The following is a 22,011-nucleotide window of genomic DNA, read 5'->3' as shown; positions in this document are numbered from 1 at the left end:
GCCATGTCATCACAGCTAAAAAGTATGCTTGCCGCAATTGCCTGTGTGAGTCTTTGGGGCTTTATTGCTGTGGTATCACGTATTGGTCAAAGTCACCTCAATCGCTTTCAATTTTTATTTTGGGTGAGCCTCGTGTCGACTATAGGCATGGCTGTTTATTGTTACTTTAAAGGCACGTTATATCACCTAAGGGGTTATAGCCGTAAAGAATGGTTTCAAGTGACTGGGTTAAGCTTTCTTGGTGGCTACCTCTATTATTTACTTATCTTTAATGGCTATGCACATGCTAATAGTATGCAAGTGATGATCATTCAATATACTTGGCCGATGATTATGTCTTTGTTTTCTATTGCGCTATTCAAAGAGTCTTTGCATTGGCGAAAAGGGTTGTCAACTGTACTCGGGGCAATTGCTGTGTTTGTGGTGATCTCTAAAGGCTCATTGTCAGGCTTTACGATTGACCAGCCTTGGGTATTGCTTTCTGTTGTTATTGCTGCGATAAGTTTTGCATTGTTTAACACCTTTATGAAACAGATGAAGGTGGAACCTAGCAGTATGTTTGTGGTTTTCTTTGGAATTGCGACCGTTTGTGCTTTCATCTCTATGATGATGAGTGGAGGTGTCGTTTATCCTTCAGAAAAAGATTGGTCAGTGGTCATTTTCACTGGATTGATACTGAATGGTTTTTCCGATCTTTTATGGTTATGGGCATTAAGACAGACTGAGGCTTCTTTTTTAGCGCCGTTTATTTTTTTCACGCCAGTGTTGTCTGCGCTCTATTTATACTTGATCTTTAACGATCCATTTTTGCCTGCCTATGGATTAGGATTACTGCTGGTTGTTATTGCAGGGCTATTAAACTCACGTGATGTGTGGTTAAAAAAGGCCAGATAAACTGGCCTTTTATTGAACGCTATTGCAAGGGGGTTAGCGAGTACCATACACCACGATAGTTTTACCATGAGCTTGAATAAGATTTTGCTCTTCAAGCATTTTTAAAATACGACCAACGGTTTCGCGTGAGCAACCTACAATCTGGCCGATTTCCTGACGAGTGATCTTAATTTGCATCCCGTCAGGGTGGGTCATAGCATCAGGTTGTTTAGCTAAATGTAATAGCGTTTGTGCAATGCGACCAGCAACATCCAAGAAAGCTAAGTCACCCACTTTTTGGCTAGTACTTTGTAAGCGATAAGCCATTTGCTGAGCCAGCTTCATTAAGATTTCAGGGTTAACTTGAATTAGCTGCTTGAATTTTTTATATGAAATCTCAGCAATTTCACACGCTTGTTTAGCGCGAACCCAAGCGGTACGTTCAGCTTGTTCTTCAAATAGCCCTAACTCACCGATAAAGTCACCTTGATTAAGATAAGATAAGATCATTTCCTTACCTTCTTCATCTTTGATAAGCACAGCCACACTACCTTTAACGATGTAGTATAAAGTGTCTGAAGTTTCACCTGCGTGGATCAGAGTACTCTTGGCTGGGTATTTGTGAATATGACAATGAGACAAGAACCATTCTAAAGTTGGATCTGGTTTTGGTTTACCAATTAGAGCCATGCTAACTTCCTCTATCGGATGAAAATTAAAGTTTTGTAAAATAATTACATACTAATGTAAACGATCAATTTGAACAAAACTTTGATAAAGATCATTAATCTTGAGCCGTTTGTAGAAAGGTATTCTGTAAAGTGCTTGTTTTAAAAAATGATCTGCTTTATTCAGCTTGATTCTTTAAGTTAATGAATGATTTTCTGTAAGTTACATTACAGTTACTTTCAGTTGAGATGAAATTAATTGTCATGCAATTGATTTTGAATGTGAGTGTCAATATAACATTAATCGCTGCTTTTCAGAAGTCGTGAGCGTTTTCTAGAATGGCCTCTAGCCAAATGTGTTTTAATCGGTTTATTATTCCTGTTGGCCTATTTGCTTTATTACCTAAAATATAAGGATTTTCTTTGTGCGCGTTATTGCTCTTTTGATAATAGCTGTGTTTTCAACCGCAAGTTTTGCTTTTCCTATACCTCAGCCTGAGCAAGAGCGAGTCTTAACTCGTGTCGCCATGATTCAATTAAATGCTGAGCAAGGTAATAAAGATGCAGAATATGCTTACGGTTTGCTACTCCTTTCCGGCAAGTATTTGCCAAAAGATGTGGAGCGTGGTTTCAAATGGCTGAAAAAAGCCGCAGAACATGGGCATGAAAAAGCACAAAAAACAGTGGCGGACTTGGCTTTTGATGGCAAGCTTGTAAAGCGTGATTTAAGCTTAGCTCAAAAATGGTATTCAAAGCATCTAAACCCATATACTCACTTCCGTTTAGGGTTTATTTACGCCGTTGGCGGAGACGGCGTTCAGCGAAACTGCTCAAAAGCCGCCGATGAATTCTTATCTGCAGGCGACAAAAATGCCAAATCAAATGCCGTATGGGTATGGTCAACTTGTCCGGATAAAGGTGCCCGTAATGCCAAACAAGCCATAAAGCTTGGATTAGAACTAAATAAGCGTTACCCCAATGACTTCGTGGTGTTAGATAACCTTGCAGCAGCCTATGCCGAAGCAGGGGAGTTTGATAAAGCCGTGACTTACCAAAGGCAAGCGATAGCCAGTTTACAAAAAACGAAAGAAAAAACGGACTTAGACGGTTTAATCAAGCGATTATCTTTGTATAAAAACAAGCAACCTTATCGTGAGGTGCTTGAACTTCCATAACGTGAATGAGAGGCGGGAGATACTATGAAAAAATGGCTAGGATTATTGCTGTTAAGTGCTTCAATGAGCTTGACCTCTGTAGCCAATGCGGCTCCTCATAACGGTAAAGTTAGAGAGCTTTCCAATGGTACGATGCAGATGTGGGATGCAAGTAGCCAAAAGTGGTTAGGCGTGGAATCTTTTTGGCTGAAATATGCAAAAGAAAATGGCGGCCTGACTTGGGGGATGACGGATACTTATCCAGAATATAGTAAAGTAAAAGAGTTTGATAAGATCCTTATTAAAACGGACAAAGGCAACTGTTTAATGGAGTTTTTTCATCGTCGTTGGCGACGTGCTCAAGATGTGCGCCGTTGGGATGAAAAAGTGAATCAATTTGGTGGCTGCCCTTATGTGTTTGATTAGAGCACGCTCTAGACCTATTCTTGTTCACCTTTAATCAGCTTATTTCTCTTTTCTAGCAATTTTTGAATTAGCGGTGTGAGAATGATCTCCATCGCTAATAACATTTTTCCGCCTGGTACCACTATGGTATCCGCTCGTGACATAAATGAGCCTTGCAGCATTTGCAAATAATAAGGGAAATTCGTATTTTCCATTCCGTAGAAGTGTATCACTACAAAGCTTTCATCAAGACTTGGAATGTTTTTAGCAATGAAAGGATTTGAGGTGTCTACGGTTGGAACTCGCTGAAAGTTTATATGAGTACGAGAAAATTGTGGGGTGATGTGATTGACGTAATCATCCATACTGCGAGTGATGGAGTCCATCACTTTCTCTCGACTATGGCCTCTGTCATTGGTATCACGAACGATTTTTTGTATCCACTCAAGGTTAACGATGGGCACCATACCTATCAATAAATCTACATGCTTAACTACATTGACGTCTTTGGTTATCACCCCACCGTGTAGCCCCTCATAATAAAGCATATCGGTATTGTCAGGCAGAGAACGCCATGGAGTGAAAGTGCCGGGCATTTGGTTAAAGGGTACGGCTTCATCAAAAGTATGCAGATAGTCTCGAGTTTCTCCTTGACCGCTGGAGCTATATTGAGCAAAACATTGTTCTAAGCGAGCAAAATCATTAGCTTCGGGGCCAAAGTAGCTGATGTTTTTATTTTCTTCTTGTGCTTTACGGATCATGACTTCCATTTCTGCACGTGTGTAGCGATGGAAGCTGTCGCCTTCAATAAAGGCTGCATTGATATTGAGTTGACGAAAGATCTGGGTAAAAGCTTCTGTACTGGTAGTGGTTCCGGCACCTGAAGAGCCTGTTACCGCAATAATAGGATGTTTAGCAGACATAGTATTACCCGACTGTTCATTTAACGTTTACTTATTATCTTAGTCATAAGCACACGTTAAGGTTTAATTGTTATTTGATCCTTATGACGAATAGCAAAACTTTCGTCATCCTCACTGTATTCCACCATGAGTATTCCTTGCTGTAATTGTTGGCGGCACAGGTTTATTGCTTCATTAAGGTGGCTCTCGCTTGTGTTATCAAACCCCCCGTCCTCAATTTGGCTGAAAAGATGCTCTTTGATTAAATTATCGAGCGTTTCTTTTGGCAGACTGAGTAGTGAGGTAAAGGGGATTAACATGGCATAAATTGTTGTAATTTGATTAATTTTATAAGAGTAACATAACCAGAAATAAAAAGGGTGTGTAGGCCAGATTAGTGTATAGCATGATTCTCTAATGCTATTGATTTATCTATATCAATAGAGAACCATGCTATTTTTATATCCTGTGCGGATTTAGAAATGATAATGAAAGCCTAAAGTTAATTGGCGATAATCATCAAACCATTCATAGGAAACATCAGCTGATATGTTATCAGAAATTTGATAGCCAGCACCGGCTCCCCAACCAAACTCCCACTCGCTATCAGAGTATATTTTTACTCGGCTTGGTTCTACTTTGGCATCACCATCAATATTGACGTAATTGGGCTGTAAAAATAATTGAAAGCCATTTTCAAAATGATAAGTCCCACGAAGAGTGGCCATAAAGTAACGGTCTAAGTCAAGATCGTATCTTACACCTTGATAATTGATTTTATCACCGCTGATCCCAGTACCTAAACGAATATTTGGTGTTAAAGAAAAGCGTTGGTTTAACATGAATTGATAGCCTAGTTCGGCTTCAATACCATTAATCGAAAAATCACTATCTGCATCATCATTCATTACGTTTACGTAGTGAATACCTGTTTCCCACTTAGCAAACGAAACAAAAGGAGTTGCTATTAATACTGTGGCCAACATGAATTTCTTGAACATATTGCATCCTTTCTTTATGACAGAAAAATCCTACATCAGTATAGTTAAAATTTGATACTTTACATTCAGTGGTTCTACCCAATGCGTTGGTTGATAAAATTACAGTATTGGGCGATGAATAGTCTGCTCTTATTTGGAAAGAAGAAAGCCCAAAATCCGAGGCTCAAGATAATACTCAGGCTTTCGCAGTGTTCCGCCATTGATAAACCCAACATGCCCACCTCGTAAGGTAAGCTCATATTGAACAGAGTCAGATAGATGTTCGGCTTTAGGGATCACTTGATCTGTCATAAACGGATCATCTTTGGCATGAAGGATCAAAGTAGGAACGCTGATGGTGGCTAAATAAGGCAATCCACTTGCTCTAAGGTAGTAATCATCGACACCTTTAAACCCATGAAGTGGTGCGGTGACTTTGTCATCAAATTCGTAAAAGCTGTTAAGAGATGGAACTCGCTCTTTGGTCACCGGCATTTTATCTTTGAATGCAGGTGTTTCAATCTTTTTGATAAGCTTGCCTTTGAGCTGTTTGATTAAATGGCTTTGGTAAATTCTTGAAAACCCTTTTTCTAATCGTTTTGCACAAGCACTGAGTTGTAAGGGAGCTGAAACAACAACCGCACGGTCAATCAAGCTTTGTTGCTGCTGTTCCCCTAAGTATTTCGCTAGCATGTTACCACCCAAGCTATAGCCAACCGCAAATAAGGGCGAGTCCGGGAACTGCGCTTTTAACTTGGTGAACATGTGGGCAATATCAACAGTATCACCGCTGTGATAGCTTCTTGGTAAGACGTTTTGTTCTCCAGAGCAGCTTCGGTGATGATGGACTACGGCCGCTAATCCAGATTGCTGGCAGCTATTGAGTAAACGTCTAACATAATGTGAGTCACTGCTGCCCTCCAAACCATGTAATATCACTACAATCGGCTGATCTTTTTGTGGCGTGCCAAGCCAATCTAAATCTATAAAATCACCATCATTAAGTGTGAGGCGTTCCCGTTGTAGTGGCGGTAGTTTCACCTTGGTCAAAACTGGTAATATGGTTTGAACATGAGGGCTTCTTGCCCAACGAGGAGGGCGAAATTTAGACATTGTGATTGGCAACTGAAGTCTTCCTTTGGGCGTTAATTCCAGTGTATATCAGAAGTAGACAGAGAATAGATTTGCAAAAAATTAGCGAGGTTAGAACCTGTTCCACTGCCTTGAATAGTGCGCATCGTGTTTGAGATGAGTCGTTGAGTTTTACGTTCCATGGTGAGTTCTAAATCGAGCATTTTGTGGTATTCAGCTTCATCAACCATTGATTTGGCAAGCTTTCTTAATTTTCTGTAAGGGATAACGATTTTGCGTTCCCATGCTGAAATGCTATCGATGAGGGTTTGGAAATCTTGCTTACTCAAACAATACCCAGTATTAGAATCTAAATACTGAGCTAAAAGTAGGAGATTAATGTTTAATCCAGCGGTATCTTGCAGCTCTAAGCAAACAGATTGCTGCTTGAAGTAGAATTGATCGCACCATGACCATGCTTCGTCGTGCTTCCATACCATCGTTTTATTCCTTAACTCTTTATCCATTAATGGCTAGCTTCAACTTCTTCGATTTGCTCTTGAAGTTCAAGCCACTCCATTTCGCTATTTTCTAACGTTTGGGTGAGTTCGGTTCGCTCATTGAGTATAGAAGTAAGTTTATCTTTATTATCATCCTCGTAAAGACTCATATCACCAAGAATTTCTTCAATTTCTGCTAAACGTGAACTGGCTCTCTCTTGTTGCTTTTCCAGTTTCGTTTGTTGCTTCTTTAATGGCGATAAGCGGTTTCTAAGCTCCGCTTGACGACGCTTACGCTCTTTTTTATCTTCTGTTGCGGCATTACTGGAAGCTGACGTGTTGGCTTTTTGTGAGGTTAATAACCATTGGTGATAATCCGCTAAGTCGCCACTGAATGATTGTACTTGTTGGTTATCCACTAAATAATAATCATCACAGGTTAAGCGTAATAAGTGCCTATCGTGCGATACGATCACCATCGCGCCTTCAAAACCTTGTAAAGCAACCGTTAGTGCATGACGCATTTCTAAATCAAGGTGGTTGGTGGGTTCATCTAACAATAATAAGTTTGGGCGTTGCCATACTAACAAGGCCAGTACTAAGCGTGCTTTCTCACCACCTGAAAACGGACGGACAGGATCAAGAGCCATATCGCCATTGAAACCAAACCCACCTAGAAAGTTTCTTAAATCCAGCTCTTTGGCATCAGGGGATAAGCGTTGCAGGTGCATTAATGGGCTGTCATCTAATGACAAAAATTCAATTTGATGCTGAGCAAAGTAGCCAATTTTAAGACCGCTATTGGTTTGGTATTTGCCTGACATCGGACCGAGTTCGCCAGACAGCAATTTGATCAAAGTGGATTTACCTGCACCATTTCGACCTAGTAAGCCGATACGAGCACCGGGAACCAGATTGAGTTTAACGGATTTTAGAATTATGGTCTCATCGTAGCCGACTTGCACTTGCTCCATCGTCACTAATGGATTCGGCAAGCTTTCTGGCTCACGGAAGGCCATTGAAAATTGACTGTCAGCGTGGGATGGCAGTAATTCTGTCATTCGCTCTAAGGCTTTTAATCGGCTTTGTGCTTGTTTGGCTTTGCTGGCTTTATAGCGAAAACGGTCAACAAATTTTTGCATATGAGCGCGCTCAACTTGTTGCTTCTCATAAGCGATTTGTTGTTGCGCCATGCGTTCAGCACGTACACGCTCAAAGCTTGTGTAGTTACCTGAGTAGAAATTGAGTTTTTGTTGTTCAACATGCACGACCTCATCGACGATTTCATCAATAAAGTCTCGGTCATGACTGATAAGTATTAATGTACCTTGATAACTCTTTATCCAAGACTCCAACCAATAGGTGGTATCTAAATCCAAGTGGTTGGTTGGCTCATCGAGTAACAATAAATCAGAGCGACACAATAGCGCTTGCGCTAGGTTAAGGCGCATACGCCAACCACCAGAAAATTGCTTTACACTATGAGTATGCTTGTCTTGACTAAAACCCAGACCAGCCAATAATGAACCTGCTCTGGCTTTAATACTGTAGCCACCAATGGCTTCGAGTTTGCCATGAATATCGGCAATTTTATGACCATCGTCTTTAGCTTGAGCTTGCTCTAATTCAGCCTCTAATTGGCGATACTCTTGATCACCATCGAGAACATATTCTAAAGCGCTTTTTTCAAGTGCAGGGGTTTCTTGGGCTACTGAGGCAATTTGCCAACCTGTTGGTAGAGAAAAGTCACCTTTATCTAAGGTCAGCTTGCCTTGAATCAGTGCAAGTAAAGAAGATTTTCCTGTGCCATTAGCACCGACGAGTCCAACTTTGTGGCCGGGATAGATGGTTAAAGATGCCTCATCAAGTAAGGTTTTGCTGCCACGAATAAGCTGTGCTTGGGATATGGAAATCATCGAATCTACAGAAAAATCATAAAAAGGGGATTCTAGCAGATATACGCTTATAGCTAAATCAATATAAAATGACGCACTCAGCTGGAATTAAAAGAAATTTAGGCAAGGCAAATTGATGAGGACATAGTTGCTCTACGTTGAGTCAATTTAACGCAGCATAAATTTCTTTTAAACCAGCCTGTAAGGAGCTTCTGTGGGGGCACACTTTTTTGTTACATCAATTTATAAGGTATCTACATTATTGCATTGATGCGCCTCAAATTGTGCCCCCACAGAAAGCTCTGAGAATGTCATTTTATGTTGATTAAGCTATATGACTCACTTTCAACGTTAATTTAGCGTAAAATAGTTAAAAGCCGTAAATCGTTACCATGGAAACCATGACTAAAATAAAAAAACGCTTCGTTGCTGGTGCTAAATGTCCGAAATGCCATACTCAAGATAGTATTGTGTTGTTTAAAGAAAATAACATTGAAACGGTTGAATGTGTTGAGTGTGATTATCGTGAACAACAAACAGAGCAAAAAGTACAAAAACAAGCCTCAGGACAAGTGATTGGCGTGTTTAAGCCTGATTAATCCAGCTTTAAACCTGTTGTCATTCAATTGTCATTAATAAAAGGCTCAATAGTCACTATACTTTTGATGATGAAATGACATAGGTTTGGAGTCAGTGCATGCCATTCGCGACACCTTTGCAAACACAATCAGATAATCAGTTATCCTCCCTTGAGCTATCTCAGCTTGCCGAACATAAAGCGATTAAATACACCCAAGAGCTGATCCGTAAACGCTCGGTAACCCCTGAAGACGCAGGTTGTCAAACTTGGCTTCAAGAGAAACTTGAGGCACTCGGTTTTACTGTTGAACGGTTTCAAGATCATGATGTGTCGAATTTAATTGCTGAGAGAAAAGGGCTGTCAGATACCCGTTTTGCTTTTGCTGGGCATACGGATGTTGTGCCAGCATCAGAACCTCACTTATGGCAAGTCCCACCTTTTGACGCTGAAATTGTTGATGAAACCTTAATTGGTCGTGGTGCCGTTGATATGAAGTCGGCCTTAGCCGTAATGATGGCGGCGATGGAAGATGTATTGGCTGAAGGGTATCAACCTAAAACATGCTGGCAATGGTTGATCACCAGTGATGAGGAAGGTGAAGCTGACTATGGTACTCGTACCATAGTGGAAAAGTTATTAGGCCGACAAGCTATGCCGGATTACTGCTTAGTGGGAGAGCCAACCAGCGACAACATCAGTGGTGATGTGATTAAAATTGGTCGTCGCGGTGCGATTTCAGGCAAGATGGTGGTGCGAGGTAAGCAAGGTCATGTGGCGTATGCAGGGCACAGTCGTAATGCCATTCATTTAGCTTCCGTTATCATTAATGCATTAGAGGAAATGAGCTGGGATAAAGGCAGTGATGATTTCCCTGGTACCAGTTTACAAGTGACTTATGTTAACTCTGGGGATTTTACGGACAATATTGTGCCAGGTCGTTGTGAAATTTGCTTTAACGTTCGCTATAGCCATCGATATACTCTGGCTCAAATCGAGCAAAAGATCATGGATTGTTTGCAGAAGCTTCCGATTTCCAAAAAAGCACTTAAACAACTAGAGATAGAGTGGGAGCGTCACTGCTTGCCGTATTTTACTAGAAATGAACAAGCATCAAGCCTAATTGCTATGGCGGAGCGAGCAGTACATAGCGTAACCTCTTGTTATCCAAGGTTGTCTACGTCAGGCGGTACTTCTGATGGTCGCTTTATCGCATCAGATCATTGCCAAGTATTAGAATTAGGCTTGCCTAATCGAACCATTCATCAGGTTAATGAGCGTGCAAAGTTACAGGATATTTATCAGTTGTATCTTATTTATGTCAGTTTGCTAAAGCAGTTTTGATGTAACAAATCAAAAAGTCTTTAATTGGGAACGCCCCTTAAGTTAACGATTGTTTAAAATGTTTTTTTGAGCATGTTGGGAATATACCTTTTCGACTTTTTTTTCAGCTTGCTTACATGACTCAATCAGTTTATTTAGCTTAATTGATACTGCATCATCAGCCGATTTCTCGTCTAAGTTCATTGTATGCTCTAACTTTAATAGCATTGTTAGAACTTCGGCAAGCGCTGTTTGCTGTCTTTGCGGTAGATCGATGAGGGCTGAGAGAAAAATCTCGATGGCTTTAGGTAACAACTCAGCTGATGAATTAATCCAATCGATATCAACTTTTACGTCACGACTCCATAGTTGCGATGACAATGTTTTGAACTGATTTTGGCAACTGCGTACCTGAATGGGTTCTAATCCGACTGGCTCAGTCCAAGGCAAATATTTAACGTGTTCATATAAATAGCGGTCTAAACAGTGACTAAACCTTAAAACTTCTTCAGAAGCAAGCTTCATAAAGCGACTACCTAACTCCGGTTCTTCGCGTAAAAGTTGTGCTGTTTTTTTTGTGTGTGTTTGCCAGACTGTAAATTTTTCATTAACTACTTCTGTTGCTCCAGCTTTAAATGGAGCGTCTGCTGTCGCAGACGATGGAGTAATCTCATGGAAAGTGATTTTGTTATCTACCTGTTTCAGCAAATATACTTTTTCAATTTTACGATCCTCTATCCGCTTCTCAGACTGATTAAAGCGTTCATATATCACGTTAAAGGTGACTTTTACTTCTGAGGTATCTTTGAGTTTTTTAAATGCCGGTTTCAGTTGATCTGATCTCATACTGCCTACAAACTCTCGATCAGGTTCACTCGACCAATAGGCATCAACAGAGATTGGAGAATCTTGTACTAGAGACATAACTCTTTACCCAATTAAATTCACTTTGATTAAATTATAACGATGTCACATGAAATTAAGTTGCTGAATAGATGAAGACTTATTTACTATGATTCAGTACTTTGCAGTGGTCACTTTCTTATGAAAACCAATGTTATTAATAGTAAGTGATTAATTCTAAACCCGAAGAGTTAAAAGTTATCTGCAGACTTTTTTATCTAATCTACATTTAAGAATCAAACGTATTTTCATAAGAAATGAACAACCCTTAAACGTAGGGTGTCATTCTGTATTGTGTATTTGACAGTTTGCTTTTGCATCTCAGTATTTAGCTGTAAAAAATTCATTTATGAATGATTTAAAGATAAATTGCTTTTAAAAATAGTGAATTATCGTAAATGCATTTTTGTTTTTGTTGGTTTTTTAAACTTGAAAATAGGCGTATGATGAGCAAAATCTAACATCTGCTGATGTTTCTTTTCCAATACAGATTGGTATTTAGGAACAGGAGTTATCAATGATCCTTGATGAAGTTGTCGAGCTTTCTCGTTGGCAGTTTGCCATGACTGCTATGTATCACTTTCTGTTTGTCCCTTTGACATTAGGTCTTTCATTTATCTTAGCCATTATGGAATCCTTGTATGTGATGACGGATAAAACCGTCTATCGCGACATGACCAAATTTTGGGGTAAGTTATTTGGAATTAACTTTGCGTTAGGGGTAACAACAGGGATTGCCATGGAGTTCCAGTTCGGAACTAATTGGTCATATTATTCTCACTACGTTGGCGATATTTTTGGTGCTCCGTTAGCCCTTGAAGGCTTAATGGCGTTCTTTTTAGAGTCAACTTTTGTGGGGATGTTCTTTTTCGGGTGGGAGCGCTTTAGTAAACGTCAACACTTAGCTGCCACATGGCTAATGGCGTTGGGTACTAATTTATCCGCGTTGTGGATTTTGATTGCCAATGGTTGGATGCAAAACCCTGTCGGTTCAGTATTCAATTTTGAAACCATGCGAATGGAAATGACTAACTTTGCAGAAGTGATTTTCAACCCTGTTGCTCAAGTGAAATTTGTTCACACTGTGGCGGCGGGTTATGTCACAGGTGCGATGTTCGTGCTTGCCATCAGTTCTTATTACATTCTCAAAAAACGCGATCTACCTTTTGCTCGACGCTCGTTTGCCATTGCGGCCAGCTTCGGTATGGCGTCGATTTTGTCGGTGATCGTGCTTGGTGATGAATCAGGTTATAAGGTGGGTGAGGTACAGCGAGTGAAGTTGGCCGCTATTGAGTCTGAATGGCACACCGATACTCCTCCTGCGGATTTCACTGTGGTTGGTATTCCTAACCAAGAGAAACAAGAAACCGACTATGCAGTAAAAATTCCTTATCTCATGGGGATCATCGCTACCCGCAGTATTACCGAGGAAGTGACGGGATTAAAAGATCTCATGAAAGAGCATGAGCATCGAATTAGGATTGGTATGAAAGCCTATGGGTTGCTAGAAAAAATTCGTAATGGTGACCGTTCGCCTGAAACCGTCAAAGCCTTTAATGAAGTGAAAGGCGATTTGGGCTACGGCTTATTGCTTAAACGCTTTACCGACAAAGTCACTGATGCGACAGAAGAGCAAATTCAAGCTGCAACCAGAGACAGTATTCCTAAAGTCGCTCCGATATTTTGGAGTTTCCGAGTGATGGTGGGGCTTGGCGTTATTATGCTTTTTGTATTTATGGCGGCATTTTGGCAAAGCACCAAGCATAAAATTTCAGAGAAAAAGTGGGTACTTAAAGCGGCATTATACAGTTTGCCTTTACCTTGGATTGCGATTGAAGCGGGTTGGTTTGTGGCGGAATACGGACGTCAGCCATGGACTATCTCAGGTATTTTACCGACCCATATGTCGGCGTCTTCGCTTAACCCAAGCGATATTTGGTTCAGTATCATCACCATTACCGTGTTCTATACCATTTTGCTGGTGGTAGAAGTGTTCTTGATGCGTAAATTCATTCTAAAAGGACCAAGTAGCCTGAAAACAGGTCGATATCATTTTGAAACCCAAGATCAGCAGGAGAAAGATTATGTTTGATTATGAACTATTACGCCTGATCTGGTGGGGATTGATCGGAGTCTTGTTTATTGGGTTTGCGGTGACAGATGGTTTTGACATGGGTGTCGGAGCTTTGCTGACAATCATTGGTCGTGATGATACTGAAAGACGAGTGATGATAAATACCGTAGCGCCTCATTGGGATGGTAACCAAGTTTGGTTGATCACTGGCGCAGGTGCCTTATTTGCGGCTTGGCCTATGGTCTATGCCGTAGCGTTTTCAGGATTTTACATTGCAATGATGCTGGTGTTGTTTGCCCTGTATTTACGTCCAGTGGGGTTTGATTATCGCTCTAAAATTGAAGACCCACGCTGGCGTTCGATTTGGGACTGGGCACTGTTTGTCGGTGGTTTTGTTCCACCGCTTATTATTGGCGTAGCTTTTGGTAATTTATTGCAGGGTGTCCCGTTTACGTTTGATGAATATTTGCGCGCCACTTATCATGGTAGTTTTTGGGGATTATTAAATCCATTTGGCATTCTTGCAGGCATTGTTTGTGTCAGTATGTTTGTCACTCAAGGTGCTACTTGGTTACAAATGAAAACGGATGGCCATCTTAGAAGTAAGTCAGAAGTCGCAGCCTTACTTAGCTCAATAGTATTTTTTATCGCATTTGCAGGAGCTGGTTGGTGGCTACTTAATGGTTTTGATGGCTATGTGGTTAAAGCAGGATTATCCCCAGAAGGTGTATCCGATCCTCGTTTAAAGCAAGTCGTGGTTGAAGCTGGAGCATGGCTCAATAATTATGAACTTTATCCAATAACAAAAATGTTTCCAATCTTAGGGTTGGCATTGCCTTTATTAACCATATTGTTCAGTAAGTTGAATCGAAGTGGTTTTGCTTTCTTTACCAGTTCATTAACGGTTGCCATGGTGATTTTGACCTGCGGATCAGCGATGTTTCCGTTTGTTATGCCTTCATCACTTATGCCAAATTACAGTCTTACAATGTGGGATGCGACCGCAAGCCAGATGACATTAACCATCATGACTATTGCGGCTGGAATTATGGTTCCAATTGTATTGGGTTATACCATTTGGACTTACAGTAAGATGTTTGGACGTATTACTCGAACTGACATTGAAAAAAATTCAACGTCTTTGTATTAGGTGATAAAAAGGAGGAGCTTATGTGGTATTTCAGTTGGATCTTAGGCGTATTGCTGGCCTGTGCCTTTGGTATCATCAATGCACTGTGGTTAGAGAATACAGAAAATATGGATCGCGAAACGGATGATGATTAAATAGTCCCAAGAACCTCAAACTTTTTCCAAGACAATAACCTCTTTATTTCGGTAGAGAGGTTATTTTTTTTACATTAATTTACACTGCGGATATTGTATACAAAATAAAATATATGTTATAACTGGTTCGCTTTATCAAGTTAGCGTGGTGGTTTGCTTGTAGCTCTGACGGAAATAACTTCAAAAAATAAAGTTATAAGGACGGGATACAACAATGAAACCTACATTTAACCAATCAATAATCGCACTGGCTTGTAGTGCCGCTTTTCTCAATCCAACTTACGCTGCGGAAACTGATCCTAGTAGCTCTGATGCTGATAAAGAAGTCGAACGTATCAGTGTGACTGGTTCTCGAATTAAGCGTATTGATCTGGATGGTGCAGTACCAATTACAACAATCACAGCTGAAGAAATTCAACGGGAGGGTTTTAAAACAGTTGGTGATGCACTGCGCGCCTCCAACTTGAATTCGTTTGGTTCTTGGGGGGGCGGCTCAAATAATGGTTGGGGCTCTCAGGCAACAGTTCAGTTAAAGGGCAGTTCATCATTTCATACACTGGTTTTACTTGATGGCAAGAGGATGGCGAAATCCCCTGTACTGAACGGTGGCGCTTCAAACTTGAATACGATCCCAATGTCAGCCGTGGAGCGTGTTGAAATACTTTCAGATGGTGCATCAGCCATTTATGGTACCGATGCAATCGCGGGTGTAATAAACATAATTCTTAAAAAAGATTTCGAAGGGATTCAGTTTGACGCCAGTATGACTAGACCTTCTCAAGAGGGAGCAGATTCAAATCGTCTTGCATTCACTGGTGGTTTAAATTCAGATAGAGGTCAGTTAGTGTTTACTATTGAACACTATGAATTGGACACCATTCTTCAAAAAGACCGTAAATATACGAGTCCATTCATAAAAGACGGAGGTGATGCTAAGGACTTCCAAGGTTGGGCTAACTTAAGTCCAACAGGTCGTGTAATAACACAAGGTGCCGCTGGTGGCTGGGTTTGGTCACACCCGTTTGAAAATACTGATAAAACTTGTAGCGATGTCTATGGTGATGATTTTGTCGGGGTGCTAGATGATAGCAATTACCCTGGAGATACCTTATGTGCTTACGATTATACCAGACAAGCAGCCACTTCAGTGGGGCAACGAAGAAGTAACACATTGGTTCACTATACCTATGATATTTTTAAAGACGTTGAATTTACTGCTCGTGCCTATTGGGCAAAAAATAAAACCTTAGATGTTTCGGCACCGGTACCTGCAGGAATTAGTATTCCCCAAGGTCTTCCTGCTTATACGACTCCAGAAGGCATAAAGTTAAGAGAACTCAAAGCTGATCCCGATGCAGGAATGCGGTTTAGATTCGACACTGCTGGTAACCGCGTAGCAGAGCATCACGATAGCATTTATGACTTTTTATTTGGGCTAGAAGGCTCAACCGATTCACTGGATTGGGATTTATCGTTGAACTATAACAAGTACACGAATTTTACATGGGGAACAGGTTATCTGCTTAGAGGTGCTTCAACTGACTTAGTGGGTAAGTGGGACGATGATGCAAACAATGGTGCTGGTGACTTTGTTGGTTGGGATCCTCGTGATCCTAATTCACCAATGCCTGCTGGTGCGTCTGCCAATTACGATAAGCGCATGACGGCGACCTATATAGATTTGAGCGGTGGTGTCTCCTTTAGCTTGTTCGATTTACCTGGTGGTGAAGCTCAAGCTTATATTGGGGCTAATTACCGAGAAGAATCTCTAGACTCCAAAGTGGATGCGTTAGCTGAAGCAGGAAAAATTGCGGGTGGCAACGGAGGCAGTGGTGGCAAAGGTGAGCGTGATGTCACTGCGGCTTCCTTTGAATTCTCTTTGCCGTTACTTGAAGACTTAGAGGTCAATTTAGCTGGTCGATATGATAACTATTCGGACTTTGGCAGTACCTTTAACCCTCAGATTTCTGTTCGTTATCAAGTGCTGGATTCACTAGGTATACGTACCTCATGGGGTAAAGGGTTTAGAGCGCCGACATTATCGAATCTTTATCAAGGAACATCCGAAGGTTATCATGATATAACTAATTATCTTGCTTGCTTGGATAACGGAGATCCAATTGATAGCTGTGATAGAGAAGAAAATGCGCCAGTTCGTACAGGGGGTAACAAAGATTTAAAACCTGAAACTTCAACATCATTTAACTTTGGTTTGGCTTGGAATGTGAGTGAGGAAATAGGTCTAACCCTCGACTATTGGACATTGGATACAGAAGATTTAATTACAACTCTTAATGCTAGTGAGATAGTTGAAACGCAAGCAAAACTTTGTGAAGAAGCTAAAAAATTAGGTAATGCATGCCCACCAGTCGCTACTGTATATCCCGGAACTTCAGTTACACGAAAAGGCAATGGTCGTATTGATCATGTGGTTAGTGAGTTCGTCAATGTAGGTTTAAATGAGCGTGCAGGTCTCAATTTTAATTTTACAGCTGATTTTGAAACCGATATAGGTGATTTTGGGGTGGATATTGGCTGGACTCATTATTTAAAGTATCGAAGAACGTTTTCTGATGGTGGTGTTCAGATTTTAGATAAGGATATTGCTGGACGAGATGGAACGCCAGACGATCGTATAAATATCACTCTGAATTATAACTTGGATGAGCACTCTGTAACTTATTATGGGAATTATATTGATAAGCAAAGAGGCTATACTAAAACAGATGATGATCGATGGTTTGAAATTGATTCAGTGCTATATCATAACTTGACTTACAGTTACGATTTACCATGGAATAACCGAATCTCTGTAGGTATAAATAACATATCAGATGAAGAGCCTGCGTTTAATTCTAATGGTGGATATGAAGGCAATTTGTATGATATCCGAGGTCGCTCATACTGGGTTTCATTTAGGCAGTCTTTCTAATAATAACGCTTCTCCTGAGTAGTATGTTGTAACCTTTGGCCAGCTCTCGCTGGCTTTTTTGTTTTCGAGAGAGACGTTATCCTTATGAGCACTTAGAATTATTTCTAAAGTTAGATGAAAACCTTGAGTCAAAATCTGAATATATAGCATTAGCAACGATACTGAGTAACTAGTATATTTTTCTTCCGTTATGAGGTTGACCTCTCTTACTTATGAAAGCAGTTAGTGCCCTAGAGATCATATACGGCCTCTAGATAACCAGTCGAAGAAGTCCTTAATTTACCGTCTTTTCGACTACAATTCCGAGCGATTGCATCGTATCAGAACTGATCTGTGCAGGATCTTGATAGGGTGTATTATCATAAGCCGTGGCGGCTTCACCTTGTCCTACGCCCACAGAAACAGGCTCCCAACCGTCTTTAAACATATCTTGGATATTGAAATAGGTTTTTTGTGGAAAGAGCTTACTGTAACAGGTAACAGCAGCATTCGGCATAATGTTCTTAGAAAGCAACTCTTTGCTCGCCATTATACAGATTCCTCTGACTGTTTCTTTGCCTAAAGCAGTTGTATGAGCAAAGACTTGGATCGGCATTAAGAAAGTCAGACCTAACAATAAATGTGATGGCTTCATTTAGCATTCTCTTCATTTAGAAATTAACCAGACTAGCAAAATCCAGAATGCTAAAAGTTAGCTTTTGATAAATTTAAGATTAAGAGATGTTAACCTATGTACTTACTTCTTTTCTTTGGCTTTAATTTATCTATATCTACTAGTACCACGCCATCAATGCAGAAACCAAAATCATCATCGACGCCAAAGTCTAAAAACTTCACGCCATCGGCTTCACATAGCTCACTGTATTGTTTATATAAAGTCGGAATGGCAACCCCTAGTTCAGCAAGAGAATGCTTTAATACTTTAAAGTTAGATGAATAGCTGTCAGCAGACTCGAAATCATACAAAGCATCTAATTGCTTTTGGCGTTGATCTCCAATAACGAAAGGTTGATTTGAGTATGCGAAAGGTTCAGAGGTCTTGAATTGGTTTTGATAAAAATGAACCAGCATTTCTTTGGCGTTTTGTGGCAGCTCACCAGATATGGTCACTGGACCAAACAGATAGCGATATTGTGGATTTTTAGCAATGAAAGCACCAATGCCGTACCACAGGTATTCGAGACTGCGTTTGCCCCAGTATTTAGGTTGTACAAAGCTGCGACCAAGCTCTAAGCCTTGTTCAAAGTAGGTGTTAAAAGCTTCCGTGTATTGGAATAACGACTGACTATACAAAGCTTGTGAGCCATATTCATTATGCACTTGTTTGACTGGTGCAAAACGGTAAGCTCCTACAATTTCTAAATCATTTTGATCCCACAAAACCAGATGCAGATAATATGAATCGTATTTATCTGTGTCTCGTCTTTGCCCAGTGCCTTCGCCAACAGCGCGAAAGGCCACTTCGCGTAAGCGCCCAATTTCACGCATGATTGGATTTGATTCTTTATGTTGATAGAGATAGATTTGTTTACCATCAACGGTTTCGCCAAGTAGATCACATTTGAGCAGCGCTTGTTGTAATTCAGAGCGAGAGACTGGGTGAGCAATTGGGCTTTGAGTGGTAAATAATCCAGAGCGGTTCTTGGCAATTCGATATAAATGATTTTTGAGCAGCTTGACCTTCACTTTCAAAGGAAAGTCATTATTGGTAATAGCTGAACTTGGGATTAATTCCCCTATACGCACAGGCATGGTTTTTTTAGCTTGCTTGAACATTTCTTTAACCAACAGCAGTGTGGCTAATGGCTTGTAAATCATTGAGGCGCCATAAAATGCGGCTGAATTTTTAGCATCGGCAAACATAGGCAGTAGAGGAGCATCACAGGCGCTGGCCATTTTTAAGAAACCCGTTTGCCAAGTCGTATCTCTGATGCCTTGAGGACGTAATCGAGATACTTCGCCAGAAGGGAAGATAAGTAAGGCTCCTTCGTTTTTTAAATGTTGGTGAATATTCTCTAAATTCTGTTTTGGCGTTCCCCCCGTCATATTACGAACCGGCAATAAAATGTCATGCATGGGGGTTAATGCCATCAATAGCTCATTCGCCACTACTTTGATGTCACTGCGGACTTCACTGATAAGTTTTATCATCGCTAAAGCATCAAGTGAGCCGATAGGGTGATTAGCAAAAATAACAACACGGCCTTCACACGGGATATTTTCAACTTCGTCACTTTTTACAGAGTAACTGAAGTTAAAGCTTTCCAGCACTTTTTCAACAAAATCCACTCCAGAAAGGTGAGCGTGCTCCATCGCGATGTCGTTGCACTGTTTTTCATTGAGCAAATAACGCAACATGGCTTTGGTGGGTTTCGCTAACCAAGGCTTGTTTTCGATGTTAGGTAAGTTTTCTTTTACAACGTTATCGACGGTAAAAATCATTGTAATATCATCTCAAATTAAGAGTTAAGCTACTTTGGTTTTGGGCGTTTTTGGTTGTTTCTTGTGCGGTGTAGACTCTGGGGTTAATTGCTCTACAGGAGATTCGATAGACTTCAAAACTCGTGTATTATTGTAGGCTTCATCCCATTGTAATAACTGTAGTTCACCTGCTTCTGTTTCGACCAATAAAGTACAGTTTTCTATCCAATCCCCTTGATTACCATAAATAATATTTGATTCTTCAGTCAACTCTGGTTGATGAATATGGCCGCAAAAAATGGCATCAACATTGTGAGCTTTAGCATGGCTGATGGCTGCAAACTTGTAGCGTGCGATGGCTTGTTGCGCTTTGCTAACACGGCGTTTGATATAACTGGCTAACGACCAGTAGGAATGACCAAACCTTTTACGAATGGCATGCAAACTTCGATTTAAAAATAGAATAAAGTCATAAAGATGATCACCAAGTTTGGCGTAGTAGCGAGAGATGCACACTTGAGAATCAAATTGGTCACCATGCAGCATTAAGAGCTTTTTACCTGAAATCGTGGTGTGTAGGCATTCTGGCTGAATCTCAATATTACAGAAATTGAAATAGTGGTAGCTTTTAAGTAACTCATCATGGTTGCCGGGAATGAACACCACTTGAGTTTGAGTCTGTGCAATGGCAATGATTTTCTGGAGTACTTTATGATGGGCGTCGGGCCAGTGAATTCGATTTTTTAGTGCCCAGAAGTCAATAATATCACCCACTAAAAACAGCTTATCGCAAATCACATTGTCCAGCAGTTGTATCAGAAATTCAGCCTTACAGTCTTTACAACCGAGGTGAATGTCTGAAAGCCAGAGAGCATGATAGCGTTGTGGTGCGGTGGAAATGGGTGGTACAGAGTGAAGCGTATTGTGAATTGGCTGCCCATTAGGCGTATTTACCGAAGCCATTACAGTTCCTTTCAAAGTTGGGCTACAAGCTCAAGTTAAGCCTAGTAACCCAAATTGAAATTCAAATGAACGTTTTGTGACCAATTTATGACAGATTCAAGGAGCAGGATTTTAATTATTGGATTCTGAATACTCGAAAATAGACTCAATGTTCACTTCGAATATCTTAGCCAGTTTAAAGGCTAAAGGTAGGCTGGGATCATACTTGCCTTTTTCGATAGCATTGATGGTTTGCCGAGACACTTCCAATTTCTCGGCTAAATCGGCTTGGGTCCAGTCTCGTTCCGCTCGCAATACTTTTAATCGATTTTTCATGCGTAACGTACTCTCCCTGCAATCAAACTAATTACATAAGTGAGTGAAATAGTCATCATGATATAAGAGATTTTCATCTCGTTGAGTAATTCTGCTTTTTCCAAAATAGAACCTGCAGCAAACACTATAATGGTACATCCAACGGCAGCAGCCAATGCATCGAGTTGGATTTTCTTTTCCATTTCGTCGAGATCATTAAGCATACGTTTATAAGAAAACACCATAGTGATGCCAACTGCTGTGTTCGCAAGTAAAGCGATGATGATTTCAAATGTTGAAGAAATCCATTGATTATCAATTGAGGCAATGACTAGCCAAAAGCTCAATGCCCAAGCAACTCCCCACAGGTTAACGATATTGGCATTTCTAATATCTCTTTTGGGTAAACTTCCGCATGCGATGGCATTCAATATCTTTTTCATGATTAGCTTCCTTGTCTTAATGTAAAGTGTGTTTTACTTTAGGTTGAAAAATAGCCCGTGTCAAATAGAACATGCAAAAAGTAAAGCTTACTTTACTCTTGACTGGTTAACTCTAATGCAAATTAAGCTAGGTTAATAATGTGTATTTTTAGAGGTCGATCTGCTTTTTATTATTGACATAAAATCACAGGGTTAACGCTGTTTATTTGACACTCTTATCATTGTTATTGTGACCATTATATTGTTGTTTTGATTGCGTGTAAGCTGTTGATTATATTGGTGGTGTGGCATTTTGTCGCACTTTTGATAATTGCTTTTGTTAGGCCGTTTTTGTTCTGCGAAAATCAAG

22 protein-coding genes are annotated in these 22,011 nt (G+C 40.5%); 9 read left to right on the top strand and 13 right to left on the bottom strand.

Annotated elements, in window-relative coordinates; all coding sequences use genetic code 11:
- Positions 1-3: 3 nt before the first annotated feature.
- Entirely contained in the window at positions 4-894 is an 891-nt protein-coding gene (locus AC1EU0_RS03825; protein ID WP_480300608.1) for a DMT family transporter, read from the top strand.
- A gap of 33 nt (positions 895-927) precedes the next feature.
- Here AC1EU0_RS03825 and crp read toward each other — a convergent pair whose 3' ends face one another.
- Complete coding sequence (crp, locus tag AC1EU0_RS03820; RefSeq protein ID WP_121840550.1) at positions 928-1,563, bottom strand: cAMP-activated global transcriptional regulator CRP; 636 nt, start codon at positions 1,561-1,563, stop codon at positions 928-930.
- 403 nt (positions 1,564-1,966) lie between these two features.
- On the opposite strand from crp, the gene AC1EU0_RS03815 reads away from it, so the two are divergent.
- Complete coding sequence (locus AC1EU0_RS03815; RefSeq protein WP_480300607.1) at positions 1,967-2,716, top strand: sel1 repeat family protein; 750 nt, start codon at positions 1,967-1,969, stop codon at positions 2,714-2,716.
- A gap of 24 nt (positions 2,717-2,740) precedes the next feature.
- Complete coding sequence (locus AC1EU0_RS03810; RefSeq protein WP_480300606.1) at positions 2,741-3,121, top strand: hypothetical protein; 381 nt, start codon at positions 2,741-2,743, stop codon at positions 3,119-3,121.
- A 14-nt stretch (positions 3,122-3,135) separates the two neighbouring features.
- Here AC1EU0_RS03810 and AC1EU0_RS03805 read toward each other — a convergent pair whose 3' ends face one another.
- The 6 genes from AC1EU0_RS03805 to AC1EU0_RS03780 form a co-directional block, all read right to left on the bottom strand.
- Positions 3,136-4,023, bottom strand: coding sequence for a phosphoribulokinase (locus AC1EU0_RS03805; protein WP_480300605.1), 888 nt, complete (start codon positions 4,021-4,023; stop codon positions 3,136-3,138).
- 56 nt (positions 4,024-4,079) lie between these two features.
- Entirely contained in the window at positions 4,080-4,322 is a 243-nt protein-coding gene (locus AC1EU0_RS03800) for a YheU family protein (RefSeq protein WP_480300604.1), read from the bottom strand.
- 156 nt (positions 4,323-4,478) lie between these two features.
- Complete coding sequence (locus AC1EU0_RS03795; protein WP_480300603.1) at positions 4,479-5,003, bottom strand: outer membrane protein; 525 nt, start codon at positions 5,001-5,003, stop codon at positions 4,479-4,481.
- 129 nt (positions 5,004-5,132) lie between these two features.
- Positions 5,133-6,095 (bottom strand): hydrolase, encoded by a 963-nt coding sequence (locus tag AC1EU0_RS03790; protein WP_480300947.1) that lies wholly within the window; start codon positions 6,093-6,095, stop codon positions 5,133-5,135.
- A gap of 32 nt (positions 6,096-6,127) precedes the next feature.
- Positions 6,128-6,553 carry a TIGR02444 family protein gene (locus AC1EU0_RS03785; RefSeq protein WP_480300602.1) on the bottom strand — a complete coding sequence of 142 codons (426 nt, stop codon included), beginning with the start codon at positions 6,551-6,553 and terminating at the stop codon, positions 6,128-6,130.
- A 26-nt stretch (positions 6,554-6,579) separates the two neighbouring features.
- Positions 6,580-8,469 (bottom strand): ABC transporter ATP-binding protein, encoded by a 1,890-nt coding sequence (locus AC1EU0_RS03780; protein ID WP_480300601.1) that lies wholly within the window; start codon positions 8,467-8,469, stop codon positions 6,580-6,582.
- A gap of 380 nt (positions 8,470-8,849) precedes the next feature.
- Here AC1EU0_RS03780 and AC1EU0_RS03775 point away from each other — a divergent pair, with 380 nt between their 5' ends.
- Positions 8,850-9,047 carry a YheV family putative zinc ribbon protein gene (locus AC1EU0_RS03775; RefSeq protein WP_480300600.1) on the top strand — a complete coding sequence of 66 codons (198 nt, stop codon included), beginning with the start codon at positions 8,850-8,852 and terminating at the stop codon, positions 9,045-9,047.
- Between the two features lie 98 nt (positions 9,048-9,145).
- Positions 9,146-10,369, top strand: coding sequence for a succinyl-diaminopimelate desuccinylase (gene dapE, locus AC1EU0_RS03770; protein ID WP_480300599.1), 1,224 nt, complete (start codon positions 9,146-9,148; stop codon positions 10,367-10,369).
- Positions 10,370-10,411: 42 nt separating this feature from the next.
- On the opposite strand, the gene AC1EU0_RS03765 is transcribed toward dapE, so the two are convergent.
- The gene (locus AC1EU0_RS03765; protein WP_480300598.1) at positions 10,412-11,272 is read right to left on the bottom strand and encodes a hypothetical protein; all 861 of its coding nucleotides are present in this window, start codon (positions 11,270-11,272) and stop codon (positions 10,412-10,414) included.
- 496 nt (positions 11,273-11,768) lie between these two features.
- On the opposite strand from AC1EU0_RS03765, the gene AC1EU0_RS03760 reads away from it, so the two are divergent.
- The 4 genes from AC1EU0_RS03760 to AC1EU0_RS03745 all read left to right on the top strand — a co-directional run bounded on the left by AC1EU0_RS03760 (position 11,769) and on the right by AC1EU0_RS03745 (position 17,541).
- Positions 11,769-13,343 carry a cytochrome ubiquinol oxidase subunit I gene (locus tag AC1EU0_RS03760; protein ID WP_480300597.1) on the top strand — a complete coding sequence of 525 codons (1,575 nt, stop codon included), beginning with the start codon at positions 11,769-11,771 and terminating at the stop codon, positions 13,341-13,343.
- A complete protein-coding gene (gene cydB / locus AC1EU0_RS03755) occupies positions 13,336-14,475 on the top strand; it encodes a cytochrome d ubiquinol oxidase subunit II (RefSeq protein ID WP_480300596.1) in 1,140 nt (379 codons plus the stop codon). The genes AC1EU0_RS03760 and cydB overlap by 8 nt, the downstream gene beginning before the upstream one ends.
- A 20-nt stretch (positions 14,476-14,495) precedes the next feature.
- Positions 14,496-14,609 carry a cytochrome bd-I oxidase subunit CydX gene (gene cydX, locus AC1EU0_RS03750; protein WP_121840473.1) on the top strand — a complete coding sequence of 38 codons (114 nt, stop codon included), beginning with the start codon at positions 14,496-14,498 and terminating at the stop codon, positions 14,607-14,609.
- Positions 14,610-14,823: 214 nt separating this feature from the next.
- Positions 14,824-17,541, top strand: coding sequence for a TonB-dependent receptor plug domain-containing protein (locus AC1EU0_RS03745; protein ID WP_480300595.1), 2,718 nt, complete (start codon positions 14,824-14,826; stop codon positions 17,539-17,541).
- Positions 17,542-17,815: 274 nt separating this feature from the next.
- Here AC1EU0_RS03745 and AC1EU0_RS03740 read toward each other — a convergent pair whose 3' ends face one another.
- The 5 genes from AC1EU0_RS03740 to AC1EU0_RS03720 form a co-directional block, all read right to left on the bottom strand.
- Entirely contained in the window at positions 17,816-18,175 is a 360-nt protein-coding gene (locus AC1EU0_RS03740; RefSeq protein WP_480300594.1) for a hypothetical protein, read from the bottom strand.
- An 89-nt stretch (positions 18,176-18,264) separates the two neighbouring features.
- The gene (gene olsF / locus AC1EU0_RS03735; protein WP_480300593.1) at positions 18,265-19,983 is read right to left on the bottom strand and encodes a bifunctional ornithine lipid synthase OlsF; all 1,719 of its coding nucleotides are present in this window, start codon (positions 19,981-19,983) and stop codon (positions 18,265-18,267) included.
- A 24-nt stretch (positions 19,984-20,007) separates the two neighbouring features.
- On the bottom strand, positions 20,008-20,925 hold the full coding sequence (locus AC1EU0_RS03730) for a UDP-2,3-diacylglucosamine diphosphatase (RefSeq protein WP_480300592.1): 918 nt from the start codon (positions 20,923-20,925) through the stop codon (positions 20,008-20,010).
- Positions 20,926-21,036: 111 nt separating this feature from the next.
- Complete coding sequence (locus tag AC1EU0_RS03725) at positions 21,037-21,240, bottom strand: helix-turn-helix transcriptional regulator (RefSeq protein WP_480300591.1); 204 nt, start codon at positions 21,238-21,240, stop codon at positions 21,037-21,039.
- Positions 21,237-21,662 carry a hypothetical protein gene (locus tag AC1EU0_RS03720; protein ID WP_480300590.1) on the bottom strand — a complete coding sequence of 142 codons (426 nt, stop codon included), beginning with the start codon at positions 21,660-21,662 and terminating at the stop codon, positions 21,237-21,239. The genes AC1EU0_RS03725 and AC1EU0_RS03720 overlap by 4 nt, the downstream gene beginning before the upstream one ends.
- Positions 21,663-22,011 lie beyond the last annotated feature (349 nt).

The sequence above is a fragment of the Parashewanella sp. 2210YD4-3 genome (assembly GCF_056591735.1).
Note: the sequence above shows the minus strand (reverse complement) of the source record. Positions and strands in the feature narration are given on the sequence as shown.